This window comes from Candidatus Propionivibrio aalborgensis (genome assembly GCF_900089945.1).
In the GTDB taxonomy this organism is placed as follows: Bacteria; Pseudomonadota; Gammaproteobacteria; order Burkholderiales; family Rhodocyclaceae; genus Propionivibrio; species Propionivibrio aalborgensis.
Map to the genome: position 1 here is coordinate 1 of NZ_FLQY01000042.1, position 11,472 is coordinate 11,472.

13 protein-coding genes are annotated in these 11,472 nt (G+C 56.4%); all 13 read right to left on the bottom strand.

The window, feature by feature from the left end; all coding sequences use genetic code 11:
• On the bottom strand, positions 1 to 425 hold a 425-nt coding region (locus PROAA_RS03165; protein WP_186409941.1), incomplete at its 3' end, for a protease modulator HflK N-terminal domain-containing protein.
• Positions 426 to 445: 20 nt separating this feature from the next.
• Positions 446 to 1,618 carry a GTPase HflX gene (gene hflX, locus PROAA_RS03170; RefSeq protein ID WP_186409942.1) on the bottom strand — a complete coding sequence of 391 codons (1,173 nt, stop codon included), beginning with the start codon at positions 1,616 to 1,618 and terminating at the stop codon, positions 446 to 448.
• A 114-nt stretch (positions 1,619 to 1,732) separates the two neighbouring features.
• Positions 1,733 to 1,972 carry an RNA chaperone Hfq gene (hfq, locus tag PROAA_RS03175; protein ID WP_186409943.1) on the bottom strand — a complete coding sequence of 80 codons (240 nt, stop codon included), beginning with the start codon at positions 1,970 to 1,972 and terminating at the stop codon, positions 1,733 to 1,735.
• 84 nt (positions 1,973 to 2,056) lie between these two features.
• Positions 2,057 to 3,502, bottom strand: a complete 1,446-nt coding sequence (der, locus tag PROAA_RS03180) for a ribosome biogenesis GTPase Der (RefSeq protein ID WP_186409944.1) — start codon at positions 3,500 to 3,502, stop codon at positions 2,057 to 2,059.
• Entirely contained in the window at positions 3,499 to 4,650 is a 1,152-nt protein-coding gene (bamB, locus tag PROAA_RS03185; protein ID WP_186409945.1) for an outer membrane protein assembly factor BamB, read from the bottom strand. The genes der and bamB overlap by 4 nt, the downstream gene beginning before the upstream one ends.
• Entirely contained in the window at positions 4,647 to 5,333 is a 687-nt protein-coding gene (locus PROAA_RS03190) for a YfgM family protein (RefSeq protein ID WP_186409946.1), read from the bottom strand. The genes bamB and PROAA_RS03190 overlap by 4 nt, the downstream gene beginning before the upstream one ends.
• On the bottom strand, positions 5,333 to 6,628 hold the full coding sequence (hisS, locus tag PROAA_RS03195; RefSeq protein ID WP_186409947.1) for a histidine--tRNA ligase: 1,296 nt from the start codon (positions 6,626 to 6,628) through the stop codon (positions 5,333 to 5,335). Before hisS ends, PROAA_RS03190 begins: the two co-directional genes overlap by 1 nt.
• Positions 6,625 to 7,899: a flavodoxin-dependent (E)-4-hydroxy-3-methylbut-2-enyl-diphosphate synthase gene (gene ispG / locus PROAA_RS03200; RefSeq protein ID WP_281182221.1), complete on the bottom strand. Its 1,275-nt coding sequence runs from the start codon at positions 7,897 to 7,899 to the stop codon at positions 6,625 to 6,627. The genes hisS and ispG overlap by 4 nt, the downstream gene beginning before the upstream one ends.
• 1 nt (position 7,900) lies before the next feature.
• Positions 7,901 to 8,848 carry a RodZ domain-containing protein gene (locus tag PROAA_RS03205; RefSeq protein ID WP_186409948.1) on the bottom strand — a complete coding sequence of 316 codons (948 nt, stop codon included), beginning with the start codon at positions 8,846 to 8,848 and terminating at the stop codon, positions 7,901 to 7,903.
• Positions 8,845 to 9,651 (bottom strand): type IV pilus biogenesis/stability protein PilW, encoded by an 807-nt coding sequence (pilW, locus tag PROAA_RS03210; RefSeq protein WP_186409949.1) that lies wholly within the window; start codon positions 9,649 to 9,651, stop codon positions 8,845 to 8,847. Before pilW ends, PROAA_RS03205 begins: the two co-directional genes overlap by 4 nt.
• A complete protein-coding gene (rlmN, locus tag PROAA_RS03215; protein ID WP_186409950.1) occupies positions 9,648 to 10,742 on the bottom strand; it encodes a dual-specificity RNA methyltransferase RlmN in 1,095 nt (364 codons plus the stop codon). The genes pilW and rlmN overlap by 4 nt, the downstream gene beginning before the upstream one ends.
• Before the next feature lie 19 nt (positions 10,743 to 10,761).
• Positions 10,762 to 11,190, bottom strand: a complete 429-nt coding sequence (gene ndk / locus PROAA_RS03220) for a nucleoside-diphosphate kinase (protein ID WP_186409951.1) — start codon at positions 11,188 to 11,190, stop codon at positions 10,762 to 10,764.
• A 3-nt stretch (positions 11,191 to 11,193) separates the two neighbouring features.
• Positions 11,194 to 11,472: hypothetical protein (locus tag PROAA_RS03225; protein WP_186409952.1), on the bottom strand; the 279-nt coding region annotated here is incomplete at its 5' end.

Genomic DNA, 11,472 nt, shown 5'->3' on the forward strand with positions numbered 1-11,472 from the left:
TTCTGGTCGTTGCGATAGCCCACTTCAAGCGTACGCACACCGGATATATTGACCAGTTCATGCGATTGGATCGGGTAAGGAAAACGCCAGTTCAAACCGGACTCCGTACTTTGCTTGTACTTGCCGAACTGCAGGACGATACCGCGCTGCGAAGCGTCCACGATATAGAACCCACTGGCCATCCAGACCACCAGTACAAGAACAACGAGCAGGCCGAGGCCACCACCGAGAAACTTGGGATTGAACTCGACTGGCGGTCGATTGCCTTCGCCACCATTGCCGCCGCGCTTCTTGTTGAATACGCCGGACAGGCGGCGATTGAAATCACGCCACAATTCTTCGAGGTCCGGTGGCCCCTGATTCGGTCGTTTGCCGCCGCCGTTATCGTTACCGCGATTGCCCCACTGCGGATCATTAAGCGACATGAGTGTTCCAATGCATGAAATCATAGGGATAAACCTGAGTCCAACGTAATATTTGGGTTGAACGAAGTATCACTGTCCATCGACTGAGCACGCGGATTGCGAAGCTTCTCAAGTGCAATCTCGGTGAGTGCTTCGCGCAGCAGAGGCAAACCACCGCCACACTTCGCGCTGAGCCGAACGCGCGTAATTCTACCATACTCATCCCGTTCAACGGCTGGCGACAGACCCGTGAGATCCTGCTTGTTGAGCACGACCACCTGCCGAACTTCACTTGCGCCGATTTCAGTGAGGACCTTGTCCACTTCGGCAACCTGATCGTCCCTGGCGGGGCTTGCCGAATCGACAACATGCAGCAGGAGATCGGCCTGGGCTGTCGCCTCCAGCGTCGCATGAAAAGCCGCCACCAACTCGTGCGGCAAATTGCGGATAAAACCGACCGTATCGGAAATAACAATATTCCCGGCTTCGCCAAGCCAGAGTTTACGGGATGTCGTATCAAGTGTGGCAAACAGCTGGTTGGCAGCATAGGCACCGGCATGGGTCAGCGCGTTGAAAAGGGTTGATTTGCCGGCGTTGGTATAGCCGACAAGGGAAACATTCAGCACGTCGCCGCGTCCGCGGGCCCTGCGTTGTACACTACGTTGGCGTTCGAGTCTGATCAGCCGCTCCTTAAGCACCTTGACCCGCTTGCCAAGCAGGCGGCGGTCAGTTTCGAGCTGGGTCTCGCCGGGGCCGCGCAGTCCGATTCCACCCTTTTGACGCTCCAAATGGGTCCAGCCGCGAATCAGCCTGGTCGCCAGATGATCAAGTTGCGCCAGTTCAACCTGCAGCTTGCCTTCGGAGCTCTGTGCTCGTTGTGCAAAGATATCGAGAATCAGGCTGGTCCGGTCAATTACACGGCACTGCAGTACGCGCTCGATATTGCGTTCCTGGGCGGGGGATAACTCATGGTTGAAAATGACGAGATCGGCTTCGTGCGCAGTGACTTCGGCCGCCACTTCCTGCACCTTGCCTTTGCCGGCATACGTCGCCGCATCAGGACTATGTCGCCGTCCGTATACCTCTGCACAAACCAAAGCGCCGGCCGACTCAGCAAGCAGACGCACCTCTTCCAGTTCTTCAGTCATGGCACCGCAACCGAAATCGAGCTGGACGATGACAGCACGTTCGCCCGTGGCAAGACGTTCAATCATCAAAGCGCTTACGTATGACGAAGTGAGTGCAAAAGTCGGGCCGAAGCTCGCTATCGGGACTGCTCGAGTAGGTGGTCCTATAGGGCAGACTGAAGGAACTCGGTGGAAGGCAGATCAAGCCTCGCTACTTCCATCCTGTGGGATGCTGACCGGGCGTGAAGGCACCACGGTGGATATCGCGTGTTTGTAGACCATTTGGGTGACGGTGTTCTTGAGCAGAACGACGTACTGATCAAACGACTCGACCTGCCCTTGCAACTTGATGCCGTTGACCAGATAGATCGAGACTGGCACATGTTCACGGCGCAGCGCATTGAGGAAGGGGTCTTGTAACAGTTGCCCTTTATTACTCATGGTTAGGACTCCATGTTTCGTGGTCGGTGTATGGCAGCTCAGCATAATTGATTTTTAACAGGTTTGCCATACCAACCCGAATATTCAGGCAGGAGTCGAACCTGCCTTCGCTTGCGGTCCCGCCTTTGCTCTTGAAGCGGCTTTAGGCTTCGGCTTCCCCGATATCGGGACTTTCGGTTTCGGTTTTCGCCGGTTTTGTTCCGGCGGTTTGCGATCGGCAAAGGGGTTCTTCGAGACATTGAACTGGATGCGCAAAGGCGTTCCCTGAAGCTTGAATACCTCTCGGAACACATGTTCCAGATAACGCCTGTAGGATTCCGGCACCTTGTCGAGAGCATTTCCATGAATCACGATGACAGGCGGATTACGTCCGCCCTGGTGCGCATAGCGCAGCTTGGGGCGGAAAATCCCGTTGCGCGGCGGCGACTGCCTGGCCACCGCGTCAATCAGCGTTCGCGTCAATTGCGGTGTCGACAAATCTGCCGTCGCCGCCCTGTACGCGGCGTTAACCGAACGGAACACGCGCTCCAACCCCTGTCCCTTGAGCGCCGAGACATAGAGAAAATCGGCGAAATCAAGAAATTTCAACTTGCCTTCAAGCGCAGCTTTGATCTGATCGCGCGCATAGGAATCCAGGCCATCCCATTTATTGACGGCAACCACCAGCGCACGACCGGACTCGACAACGAAGCCGGCGATATGTGCATCCTGATCGGAAATGTCCTGCTGGGCATCAAGCACAAGGATCACCACATGGGAATCCTCGATGGATTGCAGTGTCTTGATCACGGAGAACTTCTCGGCAGTTTCGAAAACGTTGCCCTTGCGCCGCAAACCGGCCGTATCGATCAGTGTGTAGTGCTTTCCTGCGCGCTCGAAATCAACGTAGATGGCGTCACGCGTTGTTCCCGGCTGATCGAAAGCGATCACGCGCTCTTCGCCGAGCAGGGCATTGATCATCGTGCTCTTGCCAACGTTCGGCCGGCCGACAATTGCCACCTTCAAGTCATCGTTTTCGGATTCGCTTTCTACTGGCACGGGATAGGGTTCAAGTGCCAGCTCGATCAAGCCGTGTACACCTTCACCGTGCGTTGCTGAAATGGCGAACGGCTGACCCAACCCAAGCTCGTGAAAATCCGCAATGACGACACCCTGATTCATGCCTTCGACCTTGTTCACGGCGACGAAGACCGGGCGCACCGCTCGGCGGAGCTTGTTGGCAATCTCTTTGTCGAGCGCGGTGATTCCGGTACGCCCGTCGACCACGAAGATGAGCGCATCCGCTTCGGCTATGGCCTGTTCGGTTTGACGCGCCATTTCATGCATGATGCCGTCTTTCGCCAGCGGCTCAAACCCCCCCGTATCAACAACCAGACAGGGTTTTCCGCCCAGCTTTCCGTGACCATAGTGACGATCGCGAGTCAGCCCTGGAATATCGGCTACCAGAGCGTCACGCGTTCGGGTCAGCCGATTGAAAAGCGTCGATTTTCCTACATTCGGGCGTCCGACAAGAACGATGATTGGTTTCATCGGGCCTCGATGGCATAGACTCCACCGCCGCTGGTCTGCACCACGAAGTCATTGCCCAGCGCCTGTAAAGGCGCAATGACCGGAGTCCCGTCGGTCGCCATACGGGCGACGAACGAGCCGTCTTCACGACTCAAAAAATGCACCACACCCTGGGCGTCCGCAACGACGACCATGCCGCGACGCGGCAAAGGCGCTGTTACGCGACGCAGTGAAAGCTTGTCCTGTTTCCAGATGCTGGCGCCGCTCGCCATGTCAAGTGCATGCACTGAACCTTTATCGTCGGTAACGTATAGGTTGCCGGAATCTATTGCCAATCCAACGGCACTCGACATCTCCCGCGCCCAGACAAGATTCCCGTTGCCAAGATCAAAGCAGGCAACGCGCCCTTGAAACGCAACCGAGCAGATCGCACGCCCGGCAATAACCGGAGCGCTGGTGATATCGGCAACGCGGTCAAGTTCGGTCGAACCTTTTGGCAGAGCAACCGTGCCGTCCCACAATGGCGCGCCGTTGGCCGTGCTGACGGCAATCAGCTTGCCACCCGGAAAACCGGCGAAGACATACTTGCCCGCAATGACCGGACCAGCGGTAACGCGGAGGGAAAGCGCAGGCGTCGGGCGTTGAAATATCCATTTCCGATTGCCGTCGAGCACGTCGTAGGCAGCCAAGCGGTTGTCTCCGCTACGCACGACGACGATCCCCTCGCCCAGTGCCGGGGGAGCAAGAATCTCGCTTGTCGCCTTGGCTTGCCATAGAAGTTTGCCATCGGCACTGGAGAATGCCAGTAGATCCCCCTTGGGCGAGCCGACCACAACCAAATTCTCATTGGCACCCACGCCGCCGGAGAGCGGCAATCCTGCGTTGATTTTCCAGGCCAGCTTTCCGTCATCGATGCGCATCAGATCGCCACCCTTGCTGGCGGCATATACGGAAGTGCCCACTACGGCCGGCGCAAACGCATACAAATCGCTTTTCCCGACACTTTCACGCCATACAACACGCGCGTCCGCGGTCGGTTGGATTGGCTTTAATTCAGCCATTTTCGGGCTATTGCTGGCAAAGGGATTCAGCGAGTCCAGCGTCGAACAACCGCCTAGCAAGAACGCCAGCATTGTTGCCACAAAAACGACGGCAAAACACCGCTTCATTGCTTTCCTCCACCAAGCGAATCAAGCTTCTGCTGCAGGAGTTCCCGATAGACCGTATTTGAAGGGCTTTGCCGGTCCTGCGCGGACTTCGCTCCCTTGGCGTCCGAATTATCAAGCCTGGCCAGCGCTACCTTGTAGGCTTCCAATGCTTCCGCCTTCTTGCCCTGCGCACTGAGCACGTCTCCACGGTTATCGGCAAAGAGCGCGGCAAAACCCGGACTGACGTTCCCGTCGAGTTGTTTCAACGCTTGGTCGTATTCCTTTTCATCGAGCAGTACGGTAGCCAGGCGCAAACGTGCCAGGTCGCGCAACTCGCCCTCGGCATGTTCAACAACCCACTGCAACTGCAACTTGGCCGTTTTGACGTCGCCGGCGTCAACCATCTCTTTGGCAGCGGTCAACGCACCAAGCGACGCGTAGGTCGATTTTCCGAATTTATCCAGCAACTCGCCGCTCGCTGCCTTGGTTCGTTGCGAATCCTTGTCCTGAACTGCCTTCTGCAGGACATTGAAGACCATTGATGCCTGTGCCGATTGACTGCGCTGATACCAGTTCCAGCCCATCCAGGCACTAACGGCCAGCATGACGGCCGTAAAGACATTGATCACCAGATTGCCGTACTGCTTCCACCACACCTTGATTTCGGCGAGTTGTTCCTGTTCTTCGAGGTCGTAAGTAGCCATTACGCTTCTTCCCAATCCAAAAATGAATTCATGATTTCGTCGGCGATACTATCAACACCAACGCGTCTTTGTTCGTTCTGCACTTCTCCGTTGGCACGCAGAGGCTTGAGCATAACCTGTCCGGCATTCGCCTCATCGTCACCAATGATCACGGCAAAGGCCGCGCCCGAGGCGTCAGCTTTTTTCATCTGGGATTTGAAGCCTCCATCACCACAGTGGAACAGGACATTGATACCCTGATCACGCAAGCCTTCGGCCACTCGGGGTGCAAGCCTTGAAGCTGCTTCGCCCTGATGCACGAGATAGACATCGATCCCTTCGAGCGCCGGCTCGCCGCCTGATTCGCGAATCAGCGCGACCAGTCGCTCAACGCCCATGGCAAAACCGCAGGCAGGCGTCGACTTGCCGCCGAGCTGTTCGACCAAGCCATCGTAGCGACCACCTGCACACACCGTCCCTTGCGCACCGAGACGGTCGGTCACCCACTCAAAGACGGTCAGGTTATAGTAATCGAGCCCGCGCACCAGTCGCCGATTGATTTCAAAAGGCTGCCCGGCGTCACGCAGAACCTGTTGCACGCCTTCGAAATGCGCCATTGAATCGGAACCCAGATGATTGGTCAGAAGCGGTGCCATAACAATCAATTCCTGCAACGCCGGGTTCTTGCTGTCGAGAATGCGTAGCGGATTGGTGTAGAGGCGACGCCGGGCATCCTCATCAAGAACATCGGCGTACTTCTCGAAATAGGCGATCAGCTCGGCGCGATGATTGGCACGCTCTTCCGGCTGACCCAGTGTGTTCAGCTGCAATTTGATGCCGTCCAGCCCGAGGTCGGCCCATAAACGGGCGCCCATCAGAATTTGCTCGGCATCGATATCGGGACCGGAAAAGCCGAACGACTCGACACCGACCTGATTGAACTGGCGATAGCGTCCCTTCTGCGGCCTTTCGTGCCGGAACATCTGCCCCTGGTAATATAAGCGTTGCGGTTGCTGTGCCGCCAGCTTGTGCTGAATCAGCGCACGCACACAGCCCGCGGTGCCTTCTGGACGCAGCGTAAGCGGTTCGCCATTCAAGCTATCGACGAAAGAATACATTTCCTTTTCGACGATATCGGTCACTTCACCGATGGCACGCTTGAATAGGGGTGTCGGCTCGACAATAGGCAAACGGATCGGCCGATAACCGTAGCTCTTCAACCACGAGCGGACGGTTTCCTCGAAGACATCCCAGAACTCGGCCTCGCCCGGCAGAATATCGTTCATACCGCGCACGGACTGGATATGTTGACTCATGCTTTTACGGCGAACTTCCGTTGGTATTTCCGCGCCACATAGCGATCCACAATGGCGGTAAATTCTTCGGCGATCTTGTTGCCGCGCAGTGTGACCGTCTTGGCGCCATCTTCGAAGACCGGCGCTACCGGCGCTTCGCCGGTTCCCGGCAGACTGATGCCGATATTGGCGTGTTTGCTTTCGCCCGGACCATTGACCACACAGCCCATGACCGCCAGCGTCATGTTTTCAACACCATCGTACTCTATCCGCCATTGCGGCATGTTGTCGCGCACATGCTCCTGAATCGAGTGCGCAAGTTCCTGGAAAAAGGTGCTGGTTGTCCGACCGCAACCTGGGCAGGCCGCCACCATCGGCGTGAAGGCACGCAAGCCCATCGTCTGCAGCATCTCCTGTGCGACGACAACTTCCTGCGTACGCTTGCCGCCCGGCTCCGGGGTCAGCGAGACTCGGATGGTGTCGCCAATTCCTTCCTGCAACAGCACGGACATCGCGGCTGTCGAAGCGACAATACCTTTCGAGCCCATTCCTGCCTCGGTCAATCCGAGATGGAGCGGATAATCCGAGCGTCCGGACAACTCGCGATAGATGGCAATCAGATCCTGAACCCCGGAAACCTTGCACGACAGAATGATGCGGTCAGCCGGTAGTCCCAGGCTTTCGGCCATGGCTGACGATTCGAGCGCAGAAGTCACCATCGCCTCGCGCATCACCTCAATGGCATCTTTCGGCTCGTTGCGTTTGGCATTCTCGTCCATGATGCGCGCCAACAGCGTCTGATCGAGGCTCCCCCAGTTCACCCCGATGCGTACTGGTTTGTCAAACTTGCAGGCGATCTCGATCATTTGGGCAAACTGCTCGTCGCGCTTCCTGCCGTGACCGACGTTGCCCGGGTTGATGCGGTATTTGGCCAGTGCCTGCGCGCATTCGGGATGATCGGCCAACAAGCGATGGCCGTTGTAATGGAAGTCGCCAATCAGCGGCACCTCGACTCCCATGGTGTCGAGGTGCTCCCGGATCTTTGCCACAGCTGCAGCTGCTTCCGGCGTATTCACGGTGATACGTACCAGCTCGGACCCGGCTCGTGCCAGTTCAGCGCATTGCACGGCCGTTTTCACGACATCGACTGTGTCCGTATTGGTCATCGACTGAACGACGATAGGCGACTCGCCACCGACGGTCACATGGCCGATGCGGACGGCTCGCGTCTGGCGACGCATTGCGCAACGCTTGCTCACAGAGTGCTCGCCGTATATTGATGCATCACTCATGCTATTCGAGGGTCAGGCGAGCCACATCATCCTTGCTGCGGTGCTTGGAAAAATCCACCGCCTTGCCGTTGTAAAGCAAGGTTACATGGGAGGAATTGCCAACGACCAGTGAAAACGGTGGCTGGCCTTCAATGTCCCGCTGACTACCGGCCTGGCACAGCTGAGAGAATATGACCTCGCCGCTGCGATCGCGGACTTCCACCCACGAAGGCTGGTCAAAGCTGAACTTCAAGCCGTTGGCGGGCACCAGGGCTACGGCGGAAACAGGCGCAGGATCAGCCGGTGGTGACGCTGTCGCGCCCGCAGAAGAAACCGTTGCAGCCGGAGGAGTAAGCGGAGTGGGAGAAACGGGTACTGCCACGGACGCCGTTGTCCCGGATGCGGCAGGCGCACCGACTTTCTCGACGACAACCTCGCTGGATTGAGTGGCCGATTTGAGTGCGGAGAGGGCTGATTGCCACAAATCCTGCGAAACAAGAAAGTACGACAAGACAGCCAGCAGTAGAACAAAAAGGCCCGCGAACACCGTGAAGAAGTCGCGTCGATCCGTCTTCCCGTCGTTTTGCAGGTTTACGGTGGGGCCGGTTGGAATGTCGAGTTCCGGAGCCTGTGGCATATGAAGCCGGTCAAGCTCAGTCATCAGCTGATCCGAATTCAGGTTGAGCAGGCGAGCGTAATTGCGCACGAAACCCCGGATGATCGTTTTTCCGGGCAAATTCGGCCAGTCGTCAGCCTCAAGTGCCTTCACTTGCCTAAAACTGAGCTTGATCGCTTTGGCAACATCATCCGCAGTCAGACCCCGGGCTTCACGGGCAGCACGGAGTTGCTGACCGACGCTCAGCACCACGGAGTCCTGAGTCGCTTCAAACGACCCTGGAGTCTGGGTCATATCGGGTTCGACATTGGCCTCGTTGTCCGATCCCGAAGACGGAACATTTACGCTGGTCATTCGAAGTTGCCTTTCAGGAATTCCTGATATTCCGGTGAATCAGGATATTTCCGCCGCAACTGAGCCGCCAGACTGATCTCGTCCGAGCTATTACCCAAGCGGCGTTCAACCCTCAAAAACAGCCAAAGCGCCTCCGCGTTAGGATTGCTCAAACGAACCACTTTCTTCAGATGTTCCTTGGCGGCATCGTAGTTGCCACGCTTGTAGCTGATATTGGCCAATTGCAGCAGGGCTTGCGGATTGTCCGGCATATAGCGCAAGGTCTTGCGAATGTAATCCTCTGCCAAATCCAGCTCGTTGATCCTTGCATAGCATGTACCGGCATTCAGGTGAGCTAACGCAGGCGTCTGATACAAGGGGTCATTTATTGCTCGCCGGAAGTATTCAATGGACTCCTTCTCTTTCCCGGTATTACAGAGAAACCAGCCATAGTTATTACTGATCTGAGGATCCTTGGGAGCCAGGTCCAAAGCACGCTGAAAATCCTTTTCAGCGGACGCAAACTCCTTGATTTGGTACAACACGAGCCCTCGCGTACTGTAGGCTTGCGCGTAGTTTGCATCGATCGAAATGGCAATGGTCAGCTCCTCGAGCGCGACAATCAAATCGCCATTTCGAAAATACAGCGAACCCAGTTCCGTATGCAGCTTGGCGCGCGTGTGTGCATCCTTCGGCGTCATTGATGAAAGCGGTTCGACTGGCGGAGCAACCGACTGTTGAGCCAATGCGGACGAAACCGCCACCAGGGTCAGTGCCACAGCTCGAAAACAGCAAGAAGCAAAAATCCGGTGAAGTACTTTCATCGTGTAACCTCGTGAAGATCGATAATCCGGCGTGCCGAACGACGCGTCCTGTCCAGCACTTGGCCGGCCAACTGGCCGCAAGCCGCATCGATATCGTCACCACGCGTCTTGCGTGTTGTGGTGACCACACCGGCATTCATGAGTACCTCGGCGAAGCGTCGGATGCGGTAAGCCGGCGAACGACGATAGGGTGAGCCCGGAAACGGATTGAACGGTATCAGGTTGATCTTGCAGGACACCTTGCGCGTCAGATCAAGCAACTCGTACGCCTGGCTATCAGCGTCATTTACGCCGTCGAGCATGACATACTCAAAGGTAACAAAATCTCGTGGGGCATACTGAAGATAACGATTGCATGCGGCCATCAGTTCACCCAGGGGATATTTCTGGTTGATCGGCACCAATTCGTTGCGCAGCCGGTCATTCGGAGCATGCAGCGATACGGCAAGAGCAACCGGACACTCCTCGCCCAGACGATCCATCGCCGGTACCAGACCGGAAGTGGAAACGGTCACCCGGCGACGCGACAACCCGTAGGCATTGTCGTCCAGCATCAAACGCAACGCGGTCACCGTACTTTCAAAATTGGCGAGGGGTTCGCCCATACCCATCAGCACAACATTGCTGACGATGCGTTCGTCCTTCAGCCCGGTTTCGAGGGCCCGCTCCGCCTGCCAGAGCTGACCGATAATCTCTGCCACCGTCAGGTTGCGGTTGAAGCCCTGCTTGCCGGTCGAACAAAAGGAACAATCAAGCGCACAACCCGCCTGGGTCGAAATGCATAATGTTCCTCGGTCATCTTCGGGAATGAAAACTGTTTCGACGGCATTGCCACCACCGACATCAAACAGGAATTTTCGCGTGCCGTCGTCCGAGAGCTTGTCTGAAACAATGGTTGGCGGAATGACGGATGCCACTGCCTTGAGCTTTTCACGCAGGCTCTTGGCAATATCGGACATGGCATCGAAATCACTCCGCCCAAAACGATGAATCCAGCGCAGCACCTGCCTTGCACGAAACGGCTTCTCGCCATGTTCGGCGAAGAGAGCGGCCAGGCCGGCCGCATCGTAATCGAGCAGATTGACAGACATCCCGAAAATCTACTTCAACTCAGCGGCCGGAGTAGACCGACATTGCCGGGAAGAAGAAGGCGATTTCGTTCTTGGCGGTTTCTTCGCCATCGGAACCATGTACGGCATTGGCGTCGATCGATTCGGCGAAATCGGCACGAATTGTTCCCGGATCGGCCTTCTTCGGATCGGTAGCGCCCATCAGGTCACGGTTCTTGGCGATGGCGCTCTCGCCTTCGAGCACCTGGATCATGACCGGACCGGAAATCATGAAGGAAACCAGATCCTTGAAGAACGGACGCTCCTTGTGCACCGCATAGAATTCGCCGGCCTCCTGCGGGGACAACCAGGCCATTTTTGAAGCGATGATCTTCAGACCATTCGTTTCAAAGCGGGAATAGATCTTCCCGATCACGTTTTTGGCAACTGCATCGGGCTTGATGATGGACAGGGTGCGTTCGATAGCCATGAATCAATTCTCCATAAAGAAAGAAGTTGGAAAAGACAGCAAAAAACGACTGCATGAACTGGAAACCCTCAATTGTACCAACACTCCACCGGGATTGCCTAAACCGAGTGTTCCGAGCCACAAATGAAAACGCGCGCAGGTATTACCTGCGCGCGTTTGAACTTCTGAAGAACCCGGGATCGCTACATCATTCCCAGCATCGTCGGCAGCCAGGTCGTAATCGCCGGGACGTAGGTGATTATCATGAGGTACACCAGCATCGTCAGCAGCCAGGGCCAGACG